We start from the raw sequence: 25,490 nt of genomic DNA on the forward strand, positions 1-25,490 counted from the left end.
TGCACCCATCTGCGAAACCGCTTGAACACAGAATACCAATTGCCAAATTCACCCGATAACTCCCGCCATTGCGCCCCAGTGCGAACGATCCACAGAACCGCCTCCATGAAAAGCCGAGGGTCACGCCCCGTCCGGCCGGGATCCCATTTCTTTCCAAGGGTGAAATGGAATCTAGCCCTTGCCCAGCCTTGCCCAGCCGCTCGCAGGTCTCCAGATAATCGTCCACCGCCTCCCGGAACGCTGTTTTCAGCCCCTCGACCGTGTCAGCGTGAAAACCCACGCCATCGCGAATACCCGCGACCCGGCCAAAGAAAATCTCATCCTCGTCGTCATGCTCAATGCGCGCGGAATAGGTTTTGTGGGTCATACCAACGGCCCTAATTATTGACCCTTGCCCATTTTCGCAAGGTGATGGAGGCGACGAGTTTCTTGTCGCATGCAAAGAAGTTCCAGGCGGCGCAGCATTTGCCGACGATGTCGTCGTAGCTGTCGAACATGGTGATGGCGAGCTTGTTGGCCCGGAGGTAACCTTCGGCGAAGGCGGGCCGATAGCTCCCGTCCGCATGCGCGTTGCGCCTCAGTTCCCGGCTGATGGTCGAGCGGTGGCGCCCAACTACCCGAGCAATGGCGCTAACACCGGGGCCCTGTGCATTCAGATCGGCAATCTGATCTCTTTCGGACCGGGTGAGGTGAGGATATCCTGGCATGGCAACATCGCTTTCTTGTGTGACAACAAGCGGATATCAAATCCGCCAGCGATGTTGCACTTTTCGTCTGAATTCACCGAGTCCGAGTCAATGGCCGCAGTATCAAGTCTGCGATCCGGTCTCGCAACCGACGGGAATCGCGCGGGAATTCCGCGCCATTTGGACATGAGAAAGTGAGACGATTGTCAGTGGCGGAGAGACAGGGATTCGAACCCTGGGAAGGCTTGCACCCTCAACGGTTTTCGAGACCGCCCCGTTCGACCACTCCGGCACCTCTCCGCGCTTTGTCAGGGTCGTGAGGCGGGGATTTAGAGGCAGATGCGGGCGCGTGCAAGGGTGAATGTCGGTTTCTCGCTTATCGGCCCCGAGATGGCCGATGGTGCTGGATATTTGCCGCCCCGCACCCCATGTTGCACCCGAAACCGGCCATAGGGGCCGCCGCGAAAGGACCGCCAGATGCTGCGTGCAGCGCTTATCCCCCTCATTTTCACCGTTTTCGGACAGGCCGCGATGGCTCAGAATGCGGCCCCCACGCCCGGCACCGATATTTCGCCCGAACTCTCGGCGCTTTTCGATGCTGTGGCTATGGATGAGAACTTTGAAATACTGGCCGAAATCAGCATGATCGATGCGGTGGGGCTGGAGGACACCATGTTCCCCGGACGCGGCGGAGCCGCCTGGCGCGCCATTCTGACCGGGTTCTATCAATCCGGCCCGTTACAGGCGACCTTTACACATGCCTTTCCCGCTGACCGCATGAGTGTCGAAGAGATGGCACAGGTGACGCAGTTCTATAACACGGATCTGGGACAGCGGATCGTGGCAGGCGAGCTGACCGCCTGGCGCGCGATATCGGACGAGGCGACCGAAGAAGCGGCCAACCAGGCCTATTTCCAGCATCTTGAGGATAACAGCCCGCGCGTTGGCCTGTTGTCGCAATTCATCGAGGTCAACGGATTTGTCGATCTCAATGTTTCGGGCGCGTTGAACGCCAACTATGCCTTCTATCGTGGGCTGTCGGATGCCGGAGCCTATGAACAGGCGCTGCCGCCGGCAATGATGCTGAACGAGGTTTGGGGCCAGGAACCGGATATTCGCCGGGAGACGGTGCTGTGGCTCTATTCCTTTCAGTTGATGGCCTATGAGGGCCTGAGCGATGCCGAGATCGAGACCTATATCGCGTTTTCCGAAACGCCCGCGGCGCGGGCCTATACAGCGGCGCTTTTCATCGGTTTCGATACGGTGTTCGAGACCATGAGCTACCGGCTTGGATCCGCCGCCGCGCTGTTCATGACGGGGGAAAGACTGTAGCCGCCGCTTTGCCGCCCGGTTCGGTTCGCGTGGTAAGGGTGGAATTTGAGTATTTGGACAAAGAAGAAGCAAGGAAAGCGGCCCTGTTGGCCGGGATTGGCGCTTGACTTGGGCGCGGGGCTGCGGCAAACGCAGGCCTTCACAGGCTGGTCCGAATCTCGGGCGGGTCCGTGAGTAATGTAATGGATGTCCCGACAGGGGCACGCTGCCCGAGGCGCGCGACCAGCGCGACAACACCCCGAATGCCGGGGGGCCACAGGGCGCGGGAAAAGAAGGAAAATGCCGATGTTTGCGGTCCTCAAGACCGGTGGCAAGCAGTACAAGGTGCAGTCCGGTGACGTTCTGCGCGTTGAAAAACTGGCCGCTGATGCGGGTGAAACCATCCAGTTCAACGATATTCTGATGCTCGGCGGTGATACCACCGTTCTGGGCACGCCGACCATTGCGGGCGCGGCCGTGCAGGCCACCGTGATCGACCAGATCAAGGGCGACAAGGTGATCAACTTTGTCAAACGCCGCCGCAAGCACAGCTCGAAACGCACCAAGGGCCATCGTCAGAAGCTGACGCTGCTGCGCATCACCGAAATCCTGGCCGATGGTGGCGACGCGACCGGCGTCAAGGCTGCCATGGGTGGTTCGGTTGCCATCGCGGCCCCGGAGGCAAAGCCCGCCAAGAAGAAAGCCGCGCCCAAACCCAAACCCGAGGCCTCTGCACCCGCCGCAGCACCTGTTGCCGGTGCCGCCGACAACCTCAAGGATCTGTCGGGCGTCGGCCCGGCGCTTGAGAAAAAGCTGCATGAGGCCGGCGTGACCACATTCGCGCAGATCGCCGCATGGAGCGCCGATGACATCATCGCCATGGACGAAAAACTGTCGTTCAAGGGCCGTATCGAACGCGAGGGTTGGGTTGCTCAGGCCCAGGCCAAGCTCGCAGAATAAGGAGACCAACCCATGGCACATAAAAAAGCAGGCGGTAGCTCCCGGAACGGCCGCGATTCAGCGGGCCGTCGTCTTGGCGTCAAGAAATATGGCGGCGAAGCTGTCATTCCTGGCAATATCATCCTGCGTCAGCGCGGCACCAAGATGTGGCCGGGCGACAATGTCGGAATGGGCAAGGATCACACCATCTTTGCAACCTCCGAAGGCGCGGTGAAATTTCACAAGGGCCTCAAGGGTCGCACCTTCATTTCCGTGCTTCCGGTGGCAGACGCCGCCGAGTAACGCCGTATCTTTACCATTGATTGAGGGGGATCGGCTGAAAAACCGGTCCCCCTTGGTCTTTTCCGAACGGGCCTTGAGCCAGGCCAATGCAGCCCCCAAGTAGGAAGGGGCAGGCCATCCCACAATGTTCTGGGAGGAGCAGAATGAAACAGGAAACCATCGTGCAGCAGGCGATCGTCGATACGCCGCGTTTCGTGTTGCGCCCGTTGCGCAATTCCGATGTCGGCCTCTTGGCGCGTTACGCCTCCGACAAACGCGTCGCCGAGATGACCACCACGATTCCGCACCCTTTTCCGCCCGGTGCCGCCGAGGCTCTTGTTGCACGCGCACAAAAGCCCGACCGCTCTGAACATGTCTGGGCGATGGATGCCAGCAATCAGGGCGGGGCAGAGCTGATGGGGGTCATTGCGCTGGAACAGATGAGCCGCAACCAGGCCGAAATAGCCTATTGGGTGGCCCCTGCGATGTGGAATACCGGTCTCGCCTCCGAGGCTGTGAAAGCCATGGTCAAGGCCAATCCGCTGAAAAACGACACGATGTTTGCCAGCGTCTTTCAGGACAACCCGCAATCGGCCCGTGTGCTGACCAATGCACGGTTCGATTATCTGGGCGATGCCGAAGCGTTCAGCGTGGCGCGCGGGGCGAAGGTGCCGACATGGACCTACCTGCGCAAATTCAGCTGACATCCCTGCGCTCGATCTGTCCCGATTTCCCCGACCGCGCGTCCGGCATGATGTGGCCGCGCGTCGCTGCTGATTGGCGGCGCGGTCCGGCATTTGCGCGATTGCGGCCCCAAGCTGGCCCTTGAGCCTGCCCCGAATTGCCACTATCGCCTGTCTGCACCCCCGCCCCTGCTGAAAGCCCGCACCCATGAAGTTTCTCGATCTAGCCAAAGTCCATATCCGCTCCGGCGGCGGCGGTGGCGGCTGCGTGTCTTTCCGGCGCGAGAAATATATTGAATATGGCGGCCCCAATGGCGGCGATGGCGGGCGTGGCGGCGATGTCGTGGTGGAAGCTGTCGACGGGCTGAACACGTTGATTGATTTCCGCTATCAGCAGCATTTCTTTGCCAAGAACGGCCAGCCGGGCATGGGCGCTCAGCGCACCGGCAAGGATGGCGCGAGCGTGATCCTGCGCGTGCCCGTGGGCACCGAGATCCTGGAGGAAGACCAGGATACCGTCATCGCCGACCTCACCGAACTGGGCCAAAGGGTGGTGCTGGCGCGCGGCGGCAATGGTGGCTTTGGCAACCTGCATTTCAAATCCTCCACCAATCAGGCCCCGCGCCGCGCCAATCCCGGCCAGGAGGGGGTGGAGCGCACGATCTGGCTGCGCCTGAAACTGATTGCCGATGTCGGTCTGCTTGGCCTGCCCAATGCGGGCAAATCCACCTTTCTGGCCTCCACATCCAATGCCCGGCCCAAGATCGCCGATTACCCCTTTACCACGCTGCATCCAAATCTGGGTGTCGTGGGGGTGGATAATGTCGAATTTGTCGTGGCCGATATTCCGGGCCTGATCGCGGGCGCGCATGAGGGCAGGGGGCTTGGCGATCTCTTCCTGGGTCATGTCGAACGCTGTTCGGTGCTGCTGCATCTGGTTGATGGCACGGCCGAGGATGTGGTCACCGATTACCAGACCATCATCACCGAGGTGGATGCCTATGGGGCCGGTCTGGCCGACAAGCCACGCATCACCGTGTTGAACAAGATCGACGCGATTGATGCAGATGAGCTGGCCGAAAAAACCGCGGCGTTGCAGGCGGTAGCCGGTCCCGTCATGCATATGTCGGGCGTCGCGCGCACCGGCGTGACCGATGTGCTGCGCGCGCTCAGGGCGCGGATTGACGCCAACCGTCTGCGCCAGCGCGATGGACAGGAAGAGCCCGAGACATGGAAGCCCTAGGCCTTTCCTCTGCCCGACGTCTGGTGGTCAAGATCGGCTCTGCCCTTCTGGTCGACCGCCAAAGCGGCGGGTTGCGCCAGGATTGGCTGCGCGGGCTGGCGCGCGATGTGGCACGGATCAAGGCGCGCGGCGCGGATGTGGTGCTGGTCTCGTCGGGCTCCATCGCACTTGGCCGCGCGGTTCTGGGTCTGGGCTCTGGCGAGCTGGCGCTGGAACAGTCGCAAGCGGCTGCCGCTGTCGGCCAGATCCGGCTGGCGCGCGCCTATGAAGAGGCTTTGGCCCCGCATGATATCCGAACCGCGCAGATCCTGCTGACACTGGAAGACAGCGCGGATCGGCGCCGTTATCTCAATACCCGCAATACAATAGCGACCCTTCTGGGCCTGGGCGCGGTGCCGATTGTCAATGAAAACGACACCATCGCCACTGATGAAATCCGCTATGGCGATAATGACCGGCTGGCCGCCAATGTCGCCGCGATGTCCGGGGCCGATCAACTGGTGCTGCTCTCGGATGTCGACGGTTTCTATACCGCCAACCCGCAGATCGACCCCACCGCCGAATTTATTCCGGTGATCGACCGGATCACCCCCGCGATCGAGGCGATGGCGGGCGATGCCAGCTCGGGCCTGAGCAAGGGCGGCATGAAAACCAAATTGATGGCGGCGCGCACCGCCACCGCGGCGGGCTGCGCCATGGCAATCACCGAAGGCCACCGGATGCAGCCGTTGCAGGCGCTGGAATCGGGTGCCCGCGCCACCTGGTTCACCGCCGCCCAGGATCCGCAAACTGCGCGCAAACACTGGATTTCCGCGATGAAGCCCAAAGGCAGCGTGGTGCTCGATGCCGGGGCTGTGGCCGCCCTTGGTCGGGGCAAATCGCTGCTGCCCGCAGGTGTCACCGCCATCACCGGCCAGTTCCAGCGCGGCGATCCGGTGATCATGGCCGACACCGCAGGCGCGCGGCTTGGCCTTGGCCTGATCCGCTATACCGCAGTTGAGGCCGCCGCCATCGCCGGGCATAAATCCACCCAGATCGAAGCCATTCTGGGCTATCCCGGCCGCGCCGCACTCATTCACCGTGATGACATGGCACTCTGATAGCTTCTTCTTTGTCCTAAATACTCATAGACTGAGCTTTCCAGCCGCAGGAGCCTCGCCATGAAAGATCTCACTGACATCCCCGCCTTGATGGCCGATATCGGTGCGCGCGCCAAAGCCGCCGCCGCCTTGTTGGGTTTTGCGCCATCGGCGGCGAAAGAGGCCGCGCTGATATCCGCCGCAGATCAGGTCTGGGCCCGCCGGGCCGAGATCATCGCCGCCAATGAAAAGGACATGGATTTCGGGCGCAACAAGGGCCTGAGCGGTGCCATGATGGACCGGCTGATGCTGGATGAGACCCGCATTGAGGCTATCGTCGATGGCGTGCGTGCGGTGGCCGCGCAGCCCGATCCGGTCGGGGCCGTGCTGGCGCAATGGGATCGGCCAAACGGTCTGCATATCGAACGCGTGCGCACGCCGCTTGGCGTCATTGGCGTGATCTATGAAAGCCGCCCGAATGTGACCGCCGATGCCGGCGCGCTTTGCCTCAAATCCGGCAATGCGGTGATCTTGCGCGGCGGCTCGGAAAGCCTGCACAGTTCCGGGCTGTTGGCCGATTGCCTGCGTGCCGGGCTGGCTGAGGCCTCACTGCCCCAGGATGCGATACAGCTGGTCCCGACCCGCGACCGGGCCGCGGTCCGGGAAATGCTGACCATGACCGCACATATCGATGTCATCGTTCCTCGCGGCGGCAAGGGGCTGGTGGGGCTGGTGCAGCGCGAGGCAAGGGTGCCGGTCTTTGCCCATCTCGAAGGCATCTGCCACATCTATCTGGACGCTGCCGCCGACCCGGTGAAAGCGCTCAATGTCGTGCTCAATGCCAAGACCAGACGCACCGGCATCTGCGGCTCTGCCGAATGCCTGCTGATCCATCGCGATGTGCTCGACACCGTAGGGCAGGGTGTGATCCGCGCGCTTCTGAGCGCCGGCGTCGAAGTGCGCGGCGACGACAATCTTCAGGCCATCGACGGCGTCACCGCAGCCGCCCCTGATGATTTCGGCCGCGAATTTCTCGACATGATCATTGCCGCGCGGGTGGTCGAGGATGTTGATGCCGCAATCGCCCATATCCGCCAATATGGCTCGAACCACACCGATGCCATTCTCACCGAGGATGACGCCGCCGCGCAGAAATTCTTCCAGCAACTCGACAGCGCCATCCTGATGCGCAACGCCTCGACCCAGTTCGCCGATGGTGGCGAATTCGGCATGGGGGCCGAGATCGGCATCGCCACCGGCAAGATGCATGCACGCGGGCCGGTCGGGGCCGAACAGCTGACCTCGTTCAAATATCTCGTCACCGGCGATGGCACCACGCGACCTTGAACCACGCGGTGAGAAAATTCTTCCCGAAGAATTTTCCGCCCCAAAATTTTTCAGGAAAAATTTTTCCGCCCAACCGTGAGACACCCGTCATGACCAGCCGCCGAAACGCTCCCCAGACCCTGATCCGCCGCATGGGTTTTCCCGAAAGCATCAGCCGTGCGGTGGTGACACCGATCCTGCAATCGGTGGTCTATACCTCGGCCACGCCCGACCTGTTGGATGCGCAATATGACGGGCGTGAAACCGGCTATACCTATGCCCGCGAAGGCCATCCCAATGCCGATCTTCTGGCCGCCAGGATCGACATGCTGGAAGGGGCACGGGGCGGTTTTATCACCGGATCGGGCATGGCCGCGGTCAGTGCCGCCCTGATGGGGCTGCTCAAGGCGGGCGATCACATCATCGGCAGCGATCAGCTTTATGGCCGGTCGCTCAGGATGATGACCCAGGACCTGCCGCGCTTTGGCATTGAAACCAGCCTGATCGACCCCACCGACGGTGCCGCATTCGAGGCCGCGATCCAGCCAAACACCAGGATGATCCTGGTCGAGCTGGTCTCGAACCCCACCCTGCGCGTCGCCGATATGGCGGCAATCGCCGAGATCGCCAACCGGCGCGGCGTGCTCCTGGCGGTGGACAATACCTTCACCACGCCACGCGCCTATCGCCCGTTCGATCACGGGGCCGATATCATCATCCATTCGGTGACCAAATTGCTGGCCGGCCATTCCGATGTCACGCTTGGCTATGTCGCGGCTCGGGATCCCGATCTTACGACCGCAATGCGGAATTTTGCGATCACCACCGGCCTGGTGCCAAGCCCGAATGAATGCTGGCTGGCTGAACGCGGGCTGTTCACCTTCGAGCTGCGATTTGACAAGGCGCAGGCCAATGCCGCCGCGCTGGCCGATTTCCTGGCCCGTCAGCCCGGCGTCACCCGGGTGCTCTATCCGGGCCGGGCCGATCACCCCGATCACGCCCGCGCGGTGACGCTCCTGAACGGGCAATTCGGCAATATGGTCAGCTTCGAGATTGCGGGCGAACGGGCGCAGACCAATGCGCTGGTGCGCGCGATGCCTGATCTGGCCTTTGCACCGACACTTGGCGATGTCGGCACCACGTTGTCACATCCGGCCACCTCGTCGCACCGGGCGCTGTCTGTCACTGAGCGGGCCGCGCTTGGCATGTCCGAAGGGTTCTTCCGGATTTCTGTGGGTATTGAGGATATCAGCATTCTGACCGATGATTTTGCCGCTGGCTGCGCCGCCGCGGCGGCGCTCTGAGCCAATGCCGCCCGATCCGCTTGCCTCCATCCTGGCCGCCGTGCCCGACCCGATGCTGGTCCTCGATGGCGAGGGGCGGATCACCCGGGCCAACCCGGCGGCGCTGGCGATGTTCGGGTCCTGGATTGTCGGGCGCAGCTACATAGCAGCCTTGCGCCAGCCTGCGCTGTTGGAGCAGATCGACGCCGTCCTGAAGGGCATGTCAAATGCCGAAAGCCGCTATTCCAGCCATGATCCGGCCGGTGACACGCTGTCTCATGTTCGCATCACCGGTCAGACCCCCGGTGCGATCCTGCATTTTTCCGATATCAGCCATATCGGTGAGGCCGAGGGCCTGCGCCGCGATTTCGTGGCCAATGTCAGCCATGAATTGCGCACGCCGCTGACCTCGCTGATGGGCTTTATCGAGACCCTGCAAGGGGCCGCGCGCGATGATCCCGAGGCCCGCGCCCGGTTTCTCAAGATCATGCAGGCAGAGGCGGCGCGGATGAACCGGCTGGTGGCCGATCTGCTGAGCCTCAGCCAGGTCGAAAGCAGTCAGCGTCAGCGCCCCGATGAAACCGTTGATCTGCGTGGCGTCCTGGAGGCGGCCTGCGCCGGGCTGAAACTGAAGGCCGGGGAACATGGGGCAAGCCTGAACATCACCGGTCTGGATGGCCCCGTGCCATTGCCCGGTGATCCCGACCAACTGACGCAAGTCTTTGTGAACCTGATTGACAACGCCTTGAAATATGGTGGGGCAGGGCAGCCCGTGACCCTGCATGTCAGCCATCATCCGGGGGGATCACGGGCGCGTGGGCCGATGGTGCAAGTCGATGTGATCGACCGGGGCGAGGGCATTGATCCGGCCCATCTGCCGCGCCTGACGGAACGGTTCTACCGCGTCGATGAGCATCGCAGCCGGGCGATGGGCGGAACCGGTCTGGGCCTGGCGATCGTCAAACACATCCTCAACCGCCATCGCGGCCAGCTGAAAATCCGCAGCATACCGGGGCAGGGCAGCATTTTTTCGGTGCTGTTGCCCAAGAGCCGCCCCCCCGACGCCCCGCGCCCCTGACGCTGATTTGCGTTCCTCATCCCCAGACCCCGCCGGGGCGGAAATATTTTCCGCGCGGCCCCGAAAATCCCGGCATTGTCATGAAACTGTTACACAACCGTCACAAAAGCATTGTGCGCACCCAATAGGGGGTGGGGCAGGAACGATGGGTTCCGGAACAAAAACTTGAGGGGATCTCAAAGCGATGTCTTTCACCCATACTGCCACTGCAACCGCCGCAGCGATCGGCATTCTTGTCGTCGCGACCACCGCGGCCACGGCCCAGACCCGCAACAATGTGCAGATCGCCGGGTCCTCGACCGTGCTGCCCTATGCCACCATCGTGGCCGAAGCCTTTGGCGAGAATTTTGACTTCCCGACGCCGGTGGTGGAATCGGGCGGCTCCTCGACCGGTCTGCGCCGCTTTTGCGAGGGCGTTGGCGAAAACACCACCGATATCGCCAATTCCTCGCGCCCGATCCGCGCCAATGAAATCGCGACCTGCGCCGAAAACGGCGTGACCGACATTATCGAGGTGCGCATCGGCTATGATGGCATTGTCTTTGCCTCGGATATCAACGGCCCCGCCTTCGAATTCACCCCCACCGACTGGTATCTGGCGCTGGCCGCCGAATTGCCGATCGATGGTGCCCTGGTTGCCAATCCCAATACCATGTGGACCGATGTGAACGCAGGCCTGCCGGCGCAAGGCATCACCGCCTTCATCCCCGGCACCAGGCACGGCACCCGCGAAGTGTTTGACCAAAGCGTCATCCTGCAAGGCTGCGAAGATAGCGGCGCATTGGCGGCGCTGATGGAGATGAATGGCGGCGACGAGGACGCAGCGGAAGAAACCTGCATGGCCATTCGCGGCGATGGTGTTTCGGTCGATATCGACGGCGATTACACCGAAACGCTGGCCCGTATCTCGGCCAATCCCGAGGCTATCGGCGTGTTCGGTCTGTCGTTTTACCAGAACAACACCAGCGTGTTGCAGGTTGCCACGATGAACGATGTGGTGCCGAATGTGGACACGATCTCGACCGGCGAGTATCCGGTGTCGCGGCCGCTGTTCTTCTACATCAAGGCGGCGCATCTGGGTGTGATCCCGGGCCTGCGGGAATATGCCTCTTTCTTCGTGTCCGATGACATTGCCGGCCCCTGGGGCCCGCTGGCCGCCTATGGGCTGGTATCCGACCCCGATCTTGCCACCACTCAGGCCATCGTCGCTGACAGCGTCCTGATGAACAGCATGTAACCCACCCTGGCGGGGGCGTCCGGATCTGCCGGATGCCCCCGCGATCTACCCGAAGAGTTGAGCCCGCGATGCCGCCGATCTGGATCCTTGCCGTCGTTTTGGGCCTTGGTGCCCTGGGCTATGCCCTTGGTCGCGCGCGCGCCATATCCAGCGCTGCGGGCGATATTCGCGTTTTGCATTCGCTGCCGTCCTATTACGGCACCAATGCCTTTCTCGCGACAACCGTGCCGGCGCTTCTGGTGATGGTGATCTGGCTGTTGATCCAGCCCGGCGTGATCTCGAACCGGGTGGCGGTGATGCTGGACACCGGGCCAGCCAGCCAAACCCTGATGCTGGCCGATATGCGCCGTCTGGCCCTGGGGCTGGACCGCGCCGTGGCGGCAGGCGATATCAGCGCCGATGCCGCCCGCAATCTGGATATCGAAACCACCGATATCCGCGCCTTGCTGGCGACCAGCGGGTCGGCGCTTGGGTCCGATGTCGCGCAAGCCACCCTGATCGCCGCGCAACGCTACCGCGCCTTGACCCGAGCGGCGGAGCTGGCCATGGCCGCAGTGGTGGTGGCGCTGTCGGGCCTGGGGCTTTTGCTTGCGCTCAAGGTCACGCATCGCGATTTTCGCGCCCGCAACGCGGTTGAGCGCGCCGTGCTGGCGCTGCTTGTCACGGCCTCGTCCATCGCTGTTCTGACAACGGTGGGCATCGTGGCCTCGATGGTGGTCGAGACGCTGGATTTCTTTGATCTCTACCCCTGGCGCGATTTCTTCTTCGGCCTCGAATGGATCCCCAGTTTCGAGGGCGGGTCCGAGCTTGGCCTGCTGCCGCTCTTGTGGGGCACGCTCTATATCACCTTCATCGCGCTTCTGGTCGCGGTGCCGGTGGGGCTGTTCGCGGCGATCTATATGGCGGAATATGCCGGGCCGCGCTTTCGCAGCCTTGCCAAGCCCGCGATCGAGGTTCTGGCGGGTATTCCCACCATCGTCTACGGGTTGTTTGCGCTGGTGACGATCGGCCCGATGCTGCGCGATTATTTCGCCGCTCCGCTCGGGCTTGGCACCTCGGCGGCCAGCGTCATGACGGCCGGCATCGTGATGGGCATCATGCTGGTGCCCTTCGTGTCGTCCCTGTCGGATGACATCATCAGCGCGGTGCCGCAATCCTTGCGCGACGGATCGCTTGGCCTTGGGGCCACGCATTCGGAAACCATTCGCCAGGTGGTCCTGCCCGCGGCCCTGCCGGGCATTGTCGGGGCCATATTGCTGGCCGCCTCGCGCGCCATCGGGGAAACCATGATCGTGGTGATGGGGGCAGGGGCGGCGGCAAGGCTCAGCCTCAACCCGTTCGAGGCGATGACCACCGTGACCGTGAAGATCGTCGGCCAGCTGACCGGCGATACCGATTTTTCCAGCCCCGAGGCGCTGGTCGCCTTTGCCCTTGGCCTGGCCCTGTTCGCCATTACCCTTTGCCTCAATATCCTGGCGCTCTACATCGTGCGCCGCTTCCGGGAGCAGTATGAATGACGCCTGCAAACTCGCTGCTTGTCGCCGATCCCAGAACCCGGGCGCGCAATGCCGCCGAGCGCCGGTTTCGCGCCTATGGGCTGGGTGCCGTGCTGGTTGGTCTTGGCGCATTGCTGATGCTGGTCGTCAGCATCATCGGCAATGGGGCAGGGGCCTTTCGCCAGACCTATATCACCATTCCGGTGACGCTGAACGCGGACCGGCTGGACCCGGCAGGCAACCGCGACCCCGCCGATATGGCCGCTGTCACCACCTTCGGCTACGCCCCGCTGCTGGCGCAGGCGCTGCAACAGCATCTGCAGGACCGGGGCATTGCCATGGATGGCATCACGCCGCGCGATCTGATGGCGATGATCAGCCAGGAGGCCCCGGCCCAGACCCGCGCCATGGTGCTGCAATCGCCCGATATTCTGGGCCGGACGGTGGCGCTTGAGATGCTGGCCAGCGGCCGTATCGATGGCTATTTCAAGGGCCGCGTGACGCTGGAGACCGCCGAGCGCGACGCCAATGTCAGCCCGGCGCAACTGGTGCTGGCCCAGGCCATGGCCGATGCCGGCATCATCGAGACCAGGTTCAACTGGGCCTTTCTGACCAACCCCGATGCCTCCGGCCAGCGCCCCGAGGCGGCGGGGCTTGGCGTGGCCATTCTGGGCTCGCTCTACATGATCCTGGTGGTGCTGGTGCTGGCGCTGCCGATTGGCGTGGCCGCGGCCATCTATCTCGAAGAATTTGCCCCCAGGAACCGGCTCACCGATGTGATCGAGGTTAATATCTCCAACCTTGCCGCCGTGCCCTCCATCGTGTTCGGCATTCTGGGCCTGGCGATCTTCATCAATTTTGTCGGCCTGCCGCAATCGGCCCCGATCGTTGGCGGGCTGGTCCTGACGCTGATGACATTGCCCACGATCATCATCGCCACTCGCGCCGCCCTGGGGGCCGTGCCGCCCTCGATCCGGGCCGCGGCGCTTGGCCTCGGGGCTTCAAAGATGCAATCGGTGTTCCATCACGTGTTGCCGCTGGCGGCCCCCGGCATCCTGACCGGCACCATTATCGGGATGGCGCAGGCGCTTGGCGAAACCGCGCCATTGCTGTTGATCGGGATGGTGGCCTTTGTGCGCGATTTCCCTGGCCCCCCGCCCGAGGGCCTGTTCGATCCCGCATCGGCGCTGCCGGTGCAGGTCTATAACTGGACACAGCGATCGGACCCCGCCTTTGTCGAACGCGCCGCGGGCGCTACCATCGTGCTGCTTGCGATTCTGATCACCATGAACCTGATCGCGGTCATCCTGCGGCGCAGGTATGAGCGCCGCTGGTAGCGCGAAAAAGGATACTGAATGAACCTGATGCAGCCTGAAAAACCCATTGTGACCGCCGCCGCAAAGATTTCGGCCCGCGGCGTGGATGTGTTCTATGGCGATGCCCAAGCCATCAAGGGCGTCGATGTGGAAATCGCCGATCACATGGTCACCGCCTTTATCGGGCCGTCGGGCTGTGGCAAATCCACCTTTCTGCGCTGCCTGAACCGGATGAATGACACTATCGACATCTGCCGCGTGTCGGGGCAGATCCTGCTCGATGGCGAAGATATCTATGATCGACGCGTCGATCCGGTGCAATTGCGCGCCAAGGTCGGCATGGTGTTTCAAAAGCCGAACCCGTTCCCGAAATCGATCTATGACAATGTCGCCTACGGCCCCCGCATTCACGGGTTGGCGCGCCACAAGGAAGATCTCGATGGCATCGTCGAAAAATCGCTGCGCCGCGCCGCCTTGTGGGAGGAGGTCAAGGACCGCCTCAGCGCGCCCGGCACCAGCCTGTCCGGCGGCCAGCAACAGCGGCTCTGCATTGCCCGCGCGGTCGCCACCGGGCCCGAGGTTCTGCTGATGGATGAACCCTGTTCGGCGCTCGACCCGATCGCCACGGCGCAGGTGGAACAGTTGATCGACGAGCTCAGCCACCGCTTCAGCGTGGTCATCGTGACCCATTCGATGGCGCAGGCCAGCCGGGTCAGCCAGAAAACCGCGTTCTTTCATCTCGGAGAATTGGTAGAGTTCGGCGATACCGACCAGATATTCACCAACCCGGACGATCCGCGCACCGAATCCTATATCACCGGCCGTATCGGCTGAGCATCGGAAAAGACATATGGAAAACCAGACACATATCCTGCGCGCCTTTGACCGCGATCTGGAAGGCATTCAGGCCGGCATCATGAAAATGGGCGGGCTGGTCGAGGCCGCGATTGCCCAGGCCGCCACGGCGCTGGAAACCCGTGACACCGATCTGGCGCAAGCCGTGCGGGCAGGGGACAAGGCCATTGATGCGCTGGAACAGCAGGTCAATGAGGAGGCCGCCCGGATCCTGGCCCTGCGCCAGCCCATCGCCTCTGACCTGCGCACCGTGCTGACCGTGTTTCGTCTGTCCGGTTCTCTGGAACGGATGGGCGATTACGCCAAGAACATCGCCAAACGCACCAATGTCCTGCTGCCGATGCAGCCGATCAACGGCTCGGCCAAATCGCTGCGCCGCATGGCGCGTCAGGTCGAGCTGATGCTGAAAGACGCGCTTGATGCCTATATTCAGCGCGATGCCGTGCTGGCCGCCGATGTCCGCAGCCGCGATCTGGAGGTTGACCAGATGTATACCGCGCTGTTTCGGGAATTTCTGACCTTCATGATGGAAGATCCGCGCAACATCACCGCCTGCATGCATCTGCATTTCATCGCCAAGAATATCGAACGCATGGGCGACCACGTCACCACCATGGCCGAAGAGGTGATCTATCTGGTCGATGGGGTCTATCCCGATGATGATCGCGAAAAGGGCGACCAGACCACACAAGGCGCTCCGAATGACGGATAAACCCCTGATCCTGATCGTCGAGGATGAACCGGCCCAACGCGAGGTGCTGGCCTATAACATCCGCGCCGAGGGCTTCGCGGTCGAGACCGCCGGGGCAGGGGATGAGGCGCTGGAACGGGTGCGCGAGGCCGCCCCCGATGTCATCGTGCTGGATTGGATGTTGCCGCATGTATCGGGGCTGGAGGTTTGCCGCCAGTTGAAATCAACGCCCGAGACACGCATCATCCCGGTGATCATGCTCAGCGCCAGATCCGAGGAGGTCGACAAGGTGCGCGGGTTGGAAACCGGGGCCGATGATTACATGGTCAAGCCCTATTCGGTGGCCGAATTGCTGGCCCGCATCCGCACCCAGCTGCGCCGCACCCGGCCGGCGGCGGTGCAGGATTTCCTGGAATATGACGATATCGCCATGGACCGGACCGAACATCGGGTGTTTCGCGCCGGCCATGCAATCACGCTTGGACCCACCGAATACCGGCTCCTGACCGTGTTCATGGAACGCCCCGGCCGGGTCTGGTCCCGCGAGGCGCTGCTTGATCGGGTCTGGGGGCGCGATGTCTATGTCGACAGCCGCACCGTCGATGTCCATATCGGGCGGTTGCGCAAGGCGCTGCGCGGCGCGGGCGGGGCCGATCCGATCAGAACGGTGCGCGGAACGGGCTATTCCTTAGGTTAGCGTCGATCCATATCTACCTGTAATATCATAAAAACCACTCGTTCTGAATGGCATCCAGGTGTCGGATCGGCCCAAACCCGCCGCTGGCCGAATGCGCTCCCACATGATCCGACGCATCCGATATTGCCCGGCGAGCCGTGATCCGCGGGGCTCGGGGGTTTGAAGGGTTGGCGTTGAGAAGATTCCGGTAATCATGATTATGTAAAACAAACCCACTACAGGTTTCATATATCGGCCTAAACATTATCATTTATTTTCAAATTGTTAAAAGTGTTGGAGAATGTATCAAATGAACGGAATTCATTATGCGAATGTCCAATGCGCTCAGATGCAGAATTTCAGCAACACAACGATATCGGGCGCGTTCCCGGCTCGACAGCGGATCGACCCTGACGCTATAGGTATAGGAGGTTGGGAATGTCTTGATGCAATTACTGGTACTGAACGGCCCGAATCTGAATCTGCTGGGGCAGCGTGAGCCGGATATTTACGGCGCCGTGACGCTTGCCGGGCTGGAGGAACTTTGCCAGGCCGAGGCCGAGGCCCTGGGCCTGACGCTCAGCTTTGCGCAATCGAACCACGAAGGCGCTTTGGTTGACGCGCTGCAAGACGCGCAGGAGACCCAGGATGGCGTCATTCTGAATGCCGCTGCCTACACGCATAGCTCGATCGCACTGCGTGATGCGATCAGCGCAATATCGGTGCCGGTGCTGGAACTGCATCTGAGCAATACCCATGCCCGCGAGCCCTTCCGCCACCGCTCGATGATTGCGCCGGTCTGTGTCGGTGTCATTGCCGGATTTGGCGCGCGCGGCTATCCGCTGGCCGTGCGCGCCCTGCATGACCATATCAGGGCCCCTGCCCCATGATGGCCCTGCGCGGATATCTCGACGCCAGATCGGTCGAGAAACTGTGGGAATACCACACCGCGCATATGGCAAGCTACGGCTTTGACCGGCTTTTCTATGCCTATACCTGTTTTCAGACCGCAAACACGCTGTCGGACCCGAAGGATGCGCTGGTGCTGACCAACCATCCGGCCGATTACGTGGAGGCCTATGTCACCGGCGGGCTGTTTCGCGACGGGCCGATGATGAACTGGGCGTCGCGCAATGTCGGATCGACCAGCTGGCGCATTCTGCAACCTGGCGCGGCGGCGGCCGATCTCAGGCCCGGCCAGCGTCATGTCCTTGATCTGAACCGGAAATATGGCGTCACCGCAGGCTATACCATTGCCTTTCCGATGGCCATCAAACGCGCGGTGGCCGGCATCGGTCTGACCGCGCGGCGCGGCGTCTCCCAGGATCAGGTCGATGCGCTGTGGGAAACCAAGGGCGAAGAGATCGAGATCATCAACCAGGTCGCGCATCTGTGCATCACGCAGCTACCCGCAACCGGCCAGAGCCGGATCCTGACACCGCGCCAAAGCGAAGTGCTGGAACTGGTGGCCGATGGCAAATCGGTGCAGGATATTTCCGTCCTGCTGGACCGGAAACCGGCCACGGTCGACAAACATCTGCGCGGCGCGCGCGACACGTTGGGCGTGGAAACCACCGCGCAGGCGGTGCGCAAGGCCTCGGTTCTCAATCAGATCTTCGTGCTGGAACCCGGCGCGGACATGCTTTGACAAACAAGGTCGAGTCGCGGCCAATTCATGCCGCCACGGATGTCAAAGCGCTTTTACATCCCAATTACCCCTGAGATTCTGGCCAAACCTATAGGATTCCCTACTTTTGCCAAAGCTTGCTTTGCGTCAGGTTGGCCCTGTTCCGTGAGTGATGGCTGATATTTTCTTGGTCAGGAGCATGGGGCCACCGGGTTCATTATCAACCTGGTGGTCCGCTGCCGGAGAGATTCGGTTCCTGACCCTGTTGCCGGCTGGCATTTCCAGTCGGCAGCAGGCCACGAGATCCCGAAGCTGGCCATCCCCAACCCGGCCTTCTCAGGGGTAACAAGAAGAAGCGGTGCCCCATGCGCGTCCCTCGCCGGGTGCCGCTTCTTTCCGATTGCAGCGCCAGAATATCGCCATGAAAAAAGGCAGAGACCCCTCCCAGGATCTCTGCCCTCTCGCGCGGGGCCAAAGAGGCCCGCGAGGGGTATGCGGCGCGCGCCTAGCCCTGAACGGCTTTTGCGACCTCGGCCGCAAAATCCTCTTCCTTCTTCTCGATGCCCTCGCCAACCTCGAGCCGGACAAACCCGGTGATCGTGGCCCCGGCATCAGCGGCGGCGGCGGCAACGGTCAGATCGGGGTTTACCACGAATTGCTGGTTCAGAAGTGTCGTTTCGGCGATGAATTTCTTCATCCGGCCAATGATCATCTTTTCGATCACGGCCTCGGGCTTGCCGGATTCGCGGGCGATATCCATCTGCACCTGCTTTTCCTTCTCGACCATTGCGGCGTCCAGATCGGCCTCGGACAGCGCCACCGGATTGGCGGCGGCGATATGCATGGCAATCTGTTTGCCAATGGCCGCATCGCCCCCCGTCAGGGCGACCAGAACGCCGATCTTTCCCATGCCGGGGGCGACCGAATTATGGACATAGGACACCACAAGGTCGCCTTCGACACGGCCCATCCGACGCAGGGTCATGTTTTCGCCGATGGTGGCGATCTTGGCGGTCAGCGTGTCGGCGACGGATTTGCCGCCCATATCGGCGGCGGCCAGATCCTCGATCGTGGCGACCCCGGTGGCTACCGCCGCGATGCCGGCGACCATATCCTGAAACTCGGCGTTCTTGCCGACAAAATCGGTTTCCGAATTTACTTCCACCGCGACACCGACACCGCCCTCGACCGCGACGGCCACCAGGCCCTCGGCAGCGATACGGCCGGATTTCTTGGCGGCTTTCGCCAGGCCCTTGGTGCGCAGCCAGTCAACCGCCGCCTCCATGTCGCCATCGGTTTCAGTCAGCGCTTTTTTCGCGTCCATCATGCCTGCGCCGGTGGTATTGCGCAGTTCCTTGACCATTGCAGCAGTGATTGCCATGGATCGAATTCCTTTGAAAACGTATGAATTGGGATCGGACCGGCCATAACAGGCCGGTCCCCTATTCTTGAGACCGAAAAGGCTCAGCTTTCGGCCGGGGTTTTCTCGGTCGCGGCCTCGGGGGCCGCTTCAGAGGCCGCTTCCGGGGCGGCCTCATCCGTTGCCGGGGCGGCCGCAGCCGGCTCCGAGACGGTTTCCGCGGCGGCCTCGGCGGCGGTCTCGGCGGCAATTGCCTCCTCGACATCGGCCTCGACCAGAGCACCCAGATCGACGCCAGCGCCTTCCATCTGTGCGGTCATGCCATCCAGCGCCGCACGGGCCACCAGATCGCAATACAGCGAGATCGCCCGCGCCGCGTCATCATTGCCGGGGATGATATAGTCAATGCCGTCGGGCGAGCAATTGGTGTCAACCACGGCCACAACCGGAATGCCCAGTTTCCGGGCTTCGGCAATGGCGAGGTCTTCTTTCTTGACGTCGATGACGAACAGAAGATCCGGCACACCGCCCATTTCACGGATCCCGCCAAGCGAGGCCTGCAGCTTGCCCTGGTCGCGTTCCATGCCAAGACGTTCTTTCTTGGTCAGGCCCTCGGTGCCGTTTTCCATCGCCTCGTCGATGCTTTTGAGGCGGCTGATCGAGTTCGACACGGTTTTCCAGTTGGTCAGCGTGCCACCCAGCCAGCGGTGGTTCATGTAATATTGCGCGCAGCGTTCGGCGGCATCAGCGACAGGTTTCTGAGCCTGACGTTTGGTGCCGACAAAGAGGATGCGGCCGCCCTTTGCGGCGGTTTCACGCACGACATTGAGCGCCGCGTCCAGCATCGGCACGGTCTGCGTCAGGTCGATAATGTGAATGCCGTTGCGCTTGCCATAGATGAACTCGCCCATGCGGGGGTTCCAGCGTTGCGTCTGGTGGCCAAAGTGAACGCCAGCTTCCAAGAGCTGACGCATGGTGAATTCAGGAATCGCCATGTTCCATATTCCTTTTCCGGTTTGAGCCTGGGTGAAGGATGAGGGCATCTGCCCAACCGGTGGACCGCAAGGGATGTCTCCCCCATTGGCCCGCCTTCACCTGTGAAGTGAGCGCGCATCTACGCCAGGTTGGGGCCAATGGCAAGGCCCCTGGCCTTTTTTCCGGGGGATCGACGCGCTATCGCGCGCCGACCGGTGCGAGGGGCCAGCCCCTCGCGCTCCCCGGGATATTTTCCGCACAAAGAAGCAAAACGGCGTGGACCGCGGGGCCGGGCTTGCCTAGAGATTGGGGCATGAAAAATGCACCCGACATTTTATGTATCGGCTCGGTCCTGTGGGATGTCATCGGGCGCTGCAAGCAGCGGATGATTGCGGGCAATGACCGGCCCGGACGGATCACCCGGGTGCCGGGGGGCGTGGCGCTCAATATTGCGATGCAATTGCGCCATGAAGGCATGCGCCCGGACCTGCTGAGCGTGGTGGGCGATGATGCGGCGGGACGCGATCTGCTGGCGGCCTGTCAGGCGATGGGGGTGGGCTGTGCGCATCTGCTGGTCGATGCGGAGCTGGTGACCGATCAATATATGGCGGTTGAGGCACAGGGCCAGTTGATTGCCGCGATTGCCGATGCCCATTCGCTGGAAGCGGCAGGCGCGCGCATTCTGGCCCCGCTTGAGGATGGGCGCCTGGCCAGCAGCGCGGCCCCCTGGGAGGGGCTGATGGCGATCGACGGCAATCTGACCACCGCGCTGTTGGGGGAGATTGCCGAAAACGTCGCCTTTGCGCAGGCCGATCTGAGGATTGCGCCGGCCTCGCCCGGCAAGGCCGAGCGGCTGGCGGTGTTTCTGGGCCATGACCGCGCCACGCTTTATGTCAATTGCGAGGAGGCCGGGCTGATTTCCGGCCTGGCTGTAAGTTGCGCCGAAACCGGGGCGCAGGCCATGCTGGCGGCAGGCGCGCGCCGGGTCTTGGTGACCGATGGGGCCCGCGCCGCGGTCGATGCCACCCCCGAACGGGTGATTGCCAGGGCCCCGCCGCTGATTCAGCCGCGCCGGGTGACGGGTGCGGGCGATACATTCATGGCGGCCCATATCGCCGCCGAAGCGCGGGGCACAGACCCTGGCCGCGCGCTGGAACTGGCGCTGCAAACCGCCGCCAGCTTTGTTGCAGGAGAGGCCGATGGTGCCTGATTACATGACGCTCTCACCCGAGGTGGCCGCGGCATTGGCCGATGATGTTCCGGTGGTGGCGCTGGAAAGCACCATCATCACCCATGGCATGCCCTATCCGCAGAACCTGGAAACGGCGCGCATGGTTGAAGACGCGGTGCGCGCGGCCGGCGCGGTGCCGGCTACGGTCGCGGTTCTTGAAGGGGCGTTGCATGTCGGGCTGTCGGGGGCAGAGCTTGAGCGGCTGGCGCAGACCCCGGACGCCCTGAAACTCAGCCGCGCCGATCTTGCCGTGGCGATGGCCCGCGGTGCCACCGGGGCCACCACCGTCGCCGCCACCATGATCGCCGCGCATCGGGCCGGTATCGGGGTGTTTGCCACCGGTGGCATCGGCGGCGTCCATAAGGGGGCCGAGGACAGCTTTGACATTTCGGCCGATCTGCTGGAACTGGCACAGACCCCGGTGACGGTGGTTGCGGCCGGGGCCAAGGCGATCCTGGATATTGCCAAGACGCTGGAAGTGCTGGAAACCCAGGGCGTGCCGGTCATCGCCTATGGCCAGGACGGGTTCCCGGCCTTCTGGTCGCGTGAAAGCGGCCTGCCCGCGCCATTGCGAATGGACAGCGCCAGCCAGATCGCCGCCGCCCACCTGATGCGCGCGCGTCTTGGCCTGCCCGGCGGGCAACTTGTGGCCAACCCGATCCCGGTGGCCGACGAGATTCCGGCCCATGCCCTGGCCCCGCTGATTGCCGAGGCCCAGGCCGAGGCGATGGCGCGCGGCATCACCGGCAAATCGGTCACGCCGTTCCTGCTGCAACGTCTATACGAGCTGACCGAGGGGCGCAGCCTGAGCGCCAATATCGCGCTGGTGCTGAACAATGCCCGCCTGGCTGCGGCAATAGCGCACGCTCTCTCAGACAGCTAAGGTTGGGCCCTGTCCCTTGTATGGGGCAACGCGCGCCCTTAGTAAGGAATACGGACCCGTTTAGGACACGCAATACCGATGGAACTACCCGAACCACCCCCGCCACCGCGCCGTGGCTGGATATCGTCTCTTCAGGCCAGCTTTCTGACCGGTCTGATCGTGATCGCGCCCATCGGGCTGACCGCCTGGCTGATCTGGAGCGTGATCGGCTGGATCGATTCCTGGGTGCTGCCCTTCATTCCCGATATTTACAACCCCGCCCTGCTGATCAACCAGTATTTCAACATCAATGTCGATATTCGCGGCATTGGCGTGGCGGTGTTCCTGCTGTTCACCATCCTTGTCGGCTGGATTGCCAAGGGTCTGCTTGGCCGCTCGCTGATCCGCACATCCGAATCGGTGGTTTTGTCGATCCCCGGCGTGCGCGCGCTTTATTCCGGGCTGAAGCAGATCACCGAAACCGTGCTGTCGCAAAGCAAGGGCTCGTTCGACAAGGCCTGTCTGGTGGAATACCCGCGCAAGGGGATCTGGGCGATTGCCTTCATCTCGACCGAGGCCAAGGGCGAGATTGCCGGGCGCTATGACAAAACCATGGTTTCGGTTTTTCTGCCGACCACGCCCAACCCGACATCGGGGTTCTTGCTGTTCTTGCCGCGCGAAGATGTGCACGTGCTGGATATGAGCGTGGAGGACGCCGCCAAGCTGGTGATCTCTGCCGGGCTGGTCTACCCGAATGGAAAAGGCCTCACAGCCGAAGAGGCCGCGTTGCAGGAGCTGGAACAGGACCCGGAGCAACAGCCCGAGCCCGACGCCGACCCGCAATCACCCGACCAGGCCACAGATCCGCGTGAACGCGAAAACGCCTGATTTCGGCGGGCGGCAGCGCCAAAACTGGCACTATCCGCTTTGCGCCCTGCCCTATGTCCCGGCGCGGCACCCCGGCCCAGGATCACCCTCATGGTCGCTGCGTGACCGGAAATTCCGCCAACCAAGCCTCCCGACGCAGGGTCCAGCTTTCGCAGCTCGCCACCAACTGGTCGGGCGCATCCAGAGTGCCCGGATGCATCTCGACTTCGTCACCGCTGCCGCGTCGCCACAATGCGAAGGCGGCCGCAAAGACAGCCGCCCGTGATCTGGTCCATGATGCATCTCCTTAGAGCGCTTTGCGTTGTCCCGGAAAAAACGCAAAACGCTGTAGCGGTCAGGCGATGGCGGGGAGTCTGGCTGCCCCCTATTCCTCGAACCACCAGACATCGGGCTGAAACCCCAGCCAGTCGCCATAGATCGGCAGCCTGTCGGGAAAGCGCAGCCGCCGGTCATGGGCAATGCGGCTGATCGGCGAATACCAGATCGGGATGACATAGCGCCCCGAGGTCAGAACCCGATCCAGCGCCCGCACGGCGGCCCGGTAATCTTCCTGATCGGCCGAAGTCAGCATCTCATCGATCATCGCATCAATCGCCGGGTTGCAGGCGCGCATCAGATTGCGGCTGCCTTCGATCTCGGCCATGTCGCAGCCCCAGTAAAGATATTGTTCATTGCCGGGCGACAGCGACACGCCGCGCTGGAAATAGGTCATGTCAAAATCAAACGCATCGGTCCGTTCGCGGTATTGCGCGTTATCTATGGTCGTCACATTGGGCGTGATGCCCAGACGCGCCAGCGCTTCGGTATAGATGTTGATGATGGCCTGATTTTCGGCACTGCCCTGTTGCAGCACGATGTCAAAGCTGAAGGGCTGGCCATCGGGGCTGGTCATGACCCCATCGACCACCGAATACCCGGCCTCCTGCATCAGACGCAGCGCTTCGCGGATCCCGGCCCGGTTCGACTCGCGCCCGTCTGACACCGGAAAACTATAGCCCTCAAGCGCACCGGGCAGCAGATCACCGGCAAAGGGCTGCAACAGCTCCAGCACCCGGCCTTCGGCCGGCCCCGGGTTCATCGACAGCACGGAATTTGAGAAATAGGAGGTGATCCGCGGCTCCTCGCCGCCATTCTGGGTCAGGTTGATGAACTCATAGTTGAAGGCCTGGATCATCGCCTCGCGCACCCGCCAGTCGGAAAATTGCGGGCTGCGGGTGTTCATCACAAAGCCGAACATGCCGGTCGGGCGCTGATGCGGAATTTCCGAGAACACGATCTCGCCCGCGCGCGCCCGCGGAAAATCATAATTCGTGGCCCAGTTGGCGGCGTTGGTTTCGCGGATGGTGTTGATCTCACCGGCGATGAACGCCTCGAACATGGCGGTGCCGTCGCCGAAGAACTCCAGCCGGATCTCGTCGATCACATTGGTGCCCCGCCGGAACCCCAGATCGCGGCCCCAATACTCGGGGTTGCGGGTCAAAGACACGAACCGCCCGGCCTCGAAATCACTGATCACGTATGGTGCCGATCCGATCGGGATCACATCCAGCCCGCTTTCGGTAAACTCAGCGTCCTGCCACTGGGCGCGTTGCAGAATCGGGCGCAGCCCCATGATCAGCGCCAATTCACGATCCGGCTCGTTGAAGGTCAACCGGATGCCACGCGCGCCCACCGCCTCGATACTGGCCACTTTGGACCAGGCGTTCAGATAGCGCGGATGGCCTTCGGTGCCGAGCGTCTCATAGCTCCAGATCACATCCGCCACCGTGACCGGGCTGCCGTCGGAAAAACGTGCCTCGGGGCGCAGGGTAAATTCGACCCACAGCCCGTCGGGATCGGCCTCCACCGATTCGGCCAGCAACCCGTAAAGCGTGAAAGGTTCATCCCAGGACCGGCCCATAAGTGATTCGTAGGCCAGGAACCGCAATTGCCAGGGCACACGGCCTTGCCGGATATGCGGGTTGAGGCTGTCAAAGCTGCCAACCTCGCCGGTGATGATCCGCCCGCCGGTCGGCGCATCGGGGTTGGCATAGGGAAGATTGCTGAAATCAGGCGGCAATGCAGGCTCGCCATACATGGCAATGCCATGCGTCGCCTGTGCCAGGGCGGCCCCCGACAACATCACCGAAACTCCAAAAATCAACGCCGCTCGCGTGAAACAATATCTGCGCATTTGTGGACAATCTCCCCTGCCCTTTGTTTCTTTGTCCCTGACGCTACAAGGCCCGCCATCGGGATTCAAACTTTTCGGTTGGACTCTGGGCAAGCTATTGCTTATAAAGGGATCACTGCTCGATAGGTTTCTTGCCTGTATGAAACCTGCCTCAATAACTTAACGCCAGCTTCGTGCTGGCGTTTTTTTTGTG

24 protein-coding genes, 1 tRNA gene and 1 pseudogene are annotated in these 25,490 nt (G+C 62.4%); 20 read left to right on the forward strand and 6 right to left on the reverse strand.

Features of this window, described 5'->3' with window-relative positions:
- The 3 genes and pseudogenes from ACW8PS_RS08390 to ACW8PS_RS08400 form a co-directional block, all read right to left on the reverse strand.
- Window positions 1–206, reverse strand: a 206-nt coding sequence (locus ACW8PS_RS08390) for a transposase (RefSeq protein ID WP_491526934.1), incomplete at its 3' end; no start/stop codon positions are given.
- 360 nt (window positions 207–566) lie between these two features.
- Window positions 567–692, reverse strand: a pseudogene (locus ACW8PS_RS08395) (helix-turn-helix domain-containing protein); the annotation flags it as partial.
- 204 nt (window positions 693–896) lie between these two features.
- Window positions 897–986: transfer RNA gene (locus ACW8PS_RS08400), tRNA-Ser, on the reverse strand.
- Between the two features lie 177 nt (window positions 987–1,163).
- On the opposite strand from ACW8PS_RS08400, the gene ACW8PS_RS08405 reads away from it, so the two are divergent.
- The 17 genes from ACW8PS_RS08405 to ACW8PS_RS08485 all read left to right on the forward strand — a co-directional run bounded on the left by ACW8PS_RS08405 (window position 1,164) and on the right by ACW8PS_RS08485 (window position 17,829).
- Window positions 1,164–2,018: a DUF2059 domain-containing protein gene (locus ACW8PS_RS08405; RefSeq protein ID WP_491526909.1), complete on the forward strand. Its 855-nt coding sequence runs from the start codon at window positions 1,164–1,166 to the stop codon at window positions 2,016–2,018.
- A 285-nt stretch (window positions 2,019–2,303) separates the two neighbouring features.
- Window positions 2,304–2,957, forward strand: a complete 654-nt coding sequence (locus ACW8PS_RS08410; RefSeq protein WP_491526910.1) for a 50S ribosomal protein L21 — start codon at window positions 2,304–2,306, stop codon at window positions 2,955–2,957.
- Between the two features lie 12 nt (window positions 2,958–2,969).
- The gene (gene rpmA, locus ACW8PS_RS08415; protein WP_491526911.1) at window positions 2,970–3,239 is read left to right on the forward strand and encodes a 50S ribosomal protein L27; all 270 of its coding nucleotides are present in this window, start codon (window positions 2,970–2,972) and stop codon (window positions 3,237–3,239) included.
- A 143-nt stretch (window positions 3,240–3,382) separates the two neighbouring features.
- On the forward strand, window positions 3,383–3,922 hold the full coding sequence (locus ACW8PS_RS08420) for a GNAT family N-acetyltransferase (RefSeq protein WP_491526912.1): 540 nt from the start codon (window positions 3,383–3,385) through the stop codon (window positions 3,920–3,922).
- A 187-nt stretch (window positions 3,923–4,109) separates the two neighbouring features.
- A complete protein-coding gene (gene obgE, locus ACW8PS_RS08425) occupies window positions 4,110–5,144 on the forward strand; it encodes a GTPase ObgE (protein ID WP_491526914.1) in 1,035 nt (344 codons plus the stop codon).
- Window positions 5,132–6,244 (forward strand): glutamate 5-kinase, encoded by a 1,113-nt coding sequence (gene proB / locus ACW8PS_RS08430; RefSeq protein ID WP_491526915.1) that lies wholly within the window; start codon window positions 5,132–5,134, stop codon window positions 6,242–6,244. Before obgE ends, proB begins: the two co-directional genes overlap by 13 nt.
- A gap of 60 nt (window positions 6,245–6,304) precedes the next feature.
- The gene (locus ACW8PS_RS08435; protein WP_491526917.1) at window positions 6,305–7,570 is read left to right on the forward strand and encodes a glutamate-5-semialdehyde dehydrogenase; all 1,266 of its coding nucleotides are present in this window, start codon (window positions 6,305–6,307) and stop codon (window positions 7,568–7,570) included.
- 89 nt (window positions 7,571–7,659) lie between these two features.
- A complete protein-coding gene (locus ACW8PS_RS08440) occupies window positions 7,660–8,853 on the forward strand; it encodes a trans-sulfuration enzyme family protein (RefSeq protein WP_491526918.1) in 1,194 nt (397 codons plus the stop codon).
- 4 nt (window positions 8,854–8,857) lie between these two features.
- Window positions 8,858–9,910 (forward strand): ATP-binding protein, encoded by a 1,053-nt coding sequence (locus ACW8PS_RS08445; RefSeq protein WP_491526919.1) that lies wholly within the window; start codon window positions 8,858–8,860, stop codon window positions 9,908–9,910.
- A 184-nt stretch (window positions 9,911–10,094) separates the two neighbouring features.
- Window positions 10,095–11,147 (forward strand): substrate-binding domain-containing protein, encoded by a 1,053-nt coding sequence (locus ACW8PS_RS08450; RefSeq protein WP_491526920.1) that lies wholly within the window; start codon window positions 10,095–10,097, stop codon window positions 11,145–11,147.
- Between the two features lie 68 nt (window positions 11,148–11,215).
- Window positions 11,216–12,664 (forward strand): phosphate ABC transporter permease subunit PstC, encoded by a 1,449-nt coding sequence (gene pstC / locus ACW8PS_RS08455; protein WP_491526935.1) that lies wholly within the window; start codon window positions 11,216–11,218, stop codon window positions 12,662–12,664.
- A complete protein-coding gene (gene pstA / locus ACW8PS_RS08460; RefSeq protein WP_491526921.1) occupies window positions 12,661–13,980 on the forward strand; it encodes a phosphate ABC transporter permease PstA in 1,320 nt (439 codons plus the stop codon). Before pstC ends, pstA begins: the two co-directional genes overlap by 4 nt.
- 18 nt (window positions 13,981–13,998) lie before the next feature.
- Window positions 13,999–14,793, forward strand: a complete 795-nt coding sequence (gene pstB, locus ACW8PS_RS08465; protein WP_491526922.1) for a phosphate ABC transporter ATP-binding protein PstB — start codon at window positions 13,999–14,001, stop codon at window positions 14,791–14,793.
- Window positions 14,794–14,809: 16 nt separating this feature from the next.
- Entirely contained in the window at window positions 14,810–15,526 is a 717-nt protein-coding gene (gene phoU / locus ACW8PS_RS08470) for a phosphate signaling complex protein PhoU (RefSeq protein WP_491526923.1), read from the forward strand.
- Complete coding sequence (phoB, locus tag ACW8PS_RS08475) at window positions 15,516–16,202, forward strand: phosphate regulon transcriptional regulator PhoB (protein ID WP_491526924.1); 687 nt, start codon at window positions 15,516–15,518, stop codon at window positions 16,200–16,202. Before phoU ends, phoB begins: the two co-directional genes overlap by 11 nt.
- 425 nt (window positions 16,203–16,627) lie before the next feature.
- Window positions 16,628–17,071, forward strand: a complete 444-nt coding sequence (gene aroQ, locus ACW8PS_RS08480) for a type II 3-dehydroquinate dehydratase (RefSeq protein WP_491526926.1) — start codon at window positions 16,628–16,630, stop codon at window positions 17,069–17,071.
- A complete protein-coding gene (locus tag ACW8PS_RS08485) occupies window positions 17,068–17,829 on the forward strand; it encodes a helix-turn-helix transcriptional regulator (protein WP_491526927.1) in 762 nt (253 codons plus the stop codon). The genes aroQ and ACW8PS_RS08485 overlap by 4 nt, the downstream gene beginning before the upstream one ends.
- Before the next feature lie 484 nt (window positions 17,830–18,313).
- Here ACW8PS_RS08485 and tsf read toward each other — a convergent pair whose 3' ends face one another.
- Together tsf and rpsB are read right to left on the reverse strand one after the other, a co-directional pair.
- Entirely contained in the window at window positions 18,314–19,189 is an 876-nt protein-coding gene (gene tsf / locus ACW8PS_RS08490) for a translation elongation factor Ts (protein WP_491526928.1), read from the reverse strand.
- 83 nt (window positions 19,190–19,272) lie between these two features.
- Entirely contained in the window at window positions 19,273–20,163 is an 891-nt protein-coding gene (rpsB, locus tag ACW8PS_RS08495) for a 30S ribosomal protein S2 (protein WP_491526929.1), read from the reverse strand.
- A 293-nt stretch (window positions 20,164–20,456) separates the two neighbouring features.
- Here rpsB and ACW8PS_RS08500 point away from each other — a divergent pair, with 293 nt between their 5' ends.
- The 3 genes from ACW8PS_RS08500 (at window position 20,457) to ACW8PS_RS08510 (ending at window position 23,124) form a co-directional block, all read left to right on the forward strand.
- Window positions 20,457–21,353: a PfkB family carbohydrate kinase gene (locus ACW8PS_RS08500; RefSeq protein ID WP_491526930.1), complete on the forward strand. Its 897-nt coding sequence runs from the start codon at window positions 20,457–20,459 to the stop codon at window positions 21,351–21,353.
- Window positions 21,343–22,257, forward strand: a complete 915-nt coding sequence (locus ACW8PS_RS08505; protein ID WP_491526931.1) for a pseudouridine-5'-phosphate glycosidase — start codon at window positions 21,343–21,345, stop codon at window positions 22,255–22,257. The genes ACW8PS_RS08500 and ACW8PS_RS08505 overlap by 11 nt, the downstream gene beginning before the upstream one ends.
- A 78-nt stretch (window positions 22,258–22,335) precedes the next feature.
- A complete protein-coding gene (locus ACW8PS_RS08510; protein ID WP_491526932.1) occupies window positions 22,336–23,124 on the forward strand; it encodes a DUF502 domain-containing protein in 789 nt (262 codons plus the stop codon).
- Between the two features lie 364 nt (window positions 23,125–23,488).
- Here the strand turns inward: ACW8PS_RS08510 and ACW8PS_RS08515 are convergent, their stop codons facing one another.
- A complete protein-coding gene (locus ACW8PS_RS08515; protein ID WP_491526933.1) occupies window positions 23,489–25,246 on the reverse strand; it encodes an extracellular solute-binding protein in 1,758 nt (585 codons plus the stop codon).
- Window positions 25,247–25,490: the final 244 nt, after the last annotated feature.

Source organism: Alterinioella sp. (genome assembly GCF_058343375.1).

Excerpts from the sequence above, each read along its gene's own strand:
- ACW8PS_RS08420 (WP_491526912.1), top strand. The coding sequence starts at position 3,383 with ATGAAACAGGAAACCATCGTGCAGCAGGCGATCGTCGATACGCCGCGT.
- ACW8PS_RS08500 (WP_491526930.1), top strand. The coding sequence starts at position 20,457 with ATGAAAAATGCACCCGACATTTTATGTATCGGCTCGGTCCTGTGGGAT.
- ACW8PS_RS08405 (WP_491526909.1), top strand. The coding sequence starts at position 1,164 with ATGCTGCGTGCAGCGCTTATCCCCCTCATTTTCACCGTTTTCGGACAG.
- tsf (WP_491526928.1), bottom strand. The coding sequence starts at position 19,189 with ATGGCAATCACTGCTGCAATGGTCAAGGAACTGCGCAATACCACCGGC.
- ACW8PS_RS08485 (WP_491526927.1), top strand. The coding sequence starts at position 17,068 with ATGATGGCCCTGCGCGGATATCTCGACGCCAGATCGGTCGAGAAACTG.
- ACW8PS_RS08440 (WP_491526918.1), top strand. The coding sequence starts at position 7,660 with ATGACCAGCCGCCGAAACGCTCCCCAGACCCTGATCCGCCGCATGGGT.
- rpsB (WP_491526929.1), bottom strand. The coding sequence starts at position 20,163 with ATGGCGATTCCTGAATTCACCATGCGTCAGCTCTTGGAAGCTGGCGTT.
- rpmA (WP_491526911.1), top strand. The coding sequence starts at position 2,970 with ATGGCACATAAAAAAGCAGGCGGTAGCTCCCGGAACGGCCGCGATTCA.
- pstB (WP_491526922.1), top strand. The coding sequence starts at position 13,999 with ATGAACCTGATGCAGCCTGAAAAACCCATTGTGACCGCCGCCGCAAAG.
- phoU (WP_491526923.1), top strand. The coding sequence starts at position 14,810 with ATGGAAAACCAGACACATATCCTGCGCGCCTTTGACCGCGATCTGGAA.
- proB (WP_491526915.1), top strand. The coding sequence starts at position 5,132 with ATGGAAGCCCTAGGCCTTTCCTCTGCCCGACGTCTGGTGGTCAAGATC.
- ACW8PS_RS08410 (WP_491526910.1), top strand. The coding sequence starts at position 2,304 with ATGTTTGCGGTCCTCAAGACCGGTGGCAAGCAGTACAAGGTGCAGTCC.
- ACW8PS_RS08445 (WP_491526919.1), top strand. The coding sequence starts at position 8,858 with ATGCCGCCCGATCCGCTTGCCTCCATCCTGGCCGCCGTGCCCGACCCG.
- obgE (WP_491526914.1), top strand. The coding sequence starts at position 4,110 with ATGAAGTTTCTCGATCTAGCCAAAGTCCATATCCGCTCCGGCGGCGGC.
- aroQ (WP_491526926.1), top strand. The coding sequence starts at position 16,628 with ATGCAATTACTGGTACTGAACGGCCCGAATCTGAATCTGCTGGGGCAG.
- ACW8PS_RS08515 (WP_491526933.1), bottom strand. The coding sequence starts at position 25,246 with ATGTTGTCGGGGGCCGCCCTGGCACAGGCGACGCATGGCATTGCCATG.
- ACW8PS_RS08450 (WP_491526920.1), top strand. The coding sequence starts at position 10,095 with ATGTCTTTCACCCATACTGCCACTGCAACCGCCGCAGCGATCGGCATT.
- ACW8PS_RS08505 (WP_491526931.1), top strand. The coding sequence starts at position 21,343 with ATGGTGCCTGATTACATGACGCTCTCACCCGAGGTGGCCGCGGCATTG.
- ACW8PS_RS08510 (WP_491526932.1), top strand. The coding sequence starts at position 22,336 with ATGGAACTACCCGAACCACCCCCGCCACCGCGCCGTGGCTGGATATCG.
- phoB (WP_491526924.1), top strand. The coding sequence starts at position 15,516 with ATGACGGATAAACCCCTGATCCTGATCGTCGAGGATGAACCGGCCCAA.
- pstC (WP_491526935.1), top strand. The coding sequence starts at position 11,216 with ATGCCGCCGATCTGGATCCTTGCCGTCGTTTTGGGCCTTGGTGCCCTG.
- pstA (WP_491526921.1), top strand. The coding sequence starts at position 12,661 with ATGACGCCTGCAAACTCGCTGCTTGTCGCCGATCCCAGAACCCGGGCG.
- ACW8PS_RS08435 (WP_491526917.1), top strand. The coding sequence starts at position 6,305 with ATGAAAGATCTCACTGACATCCCCGCCTTGATGGCCGATATCGGTGCG.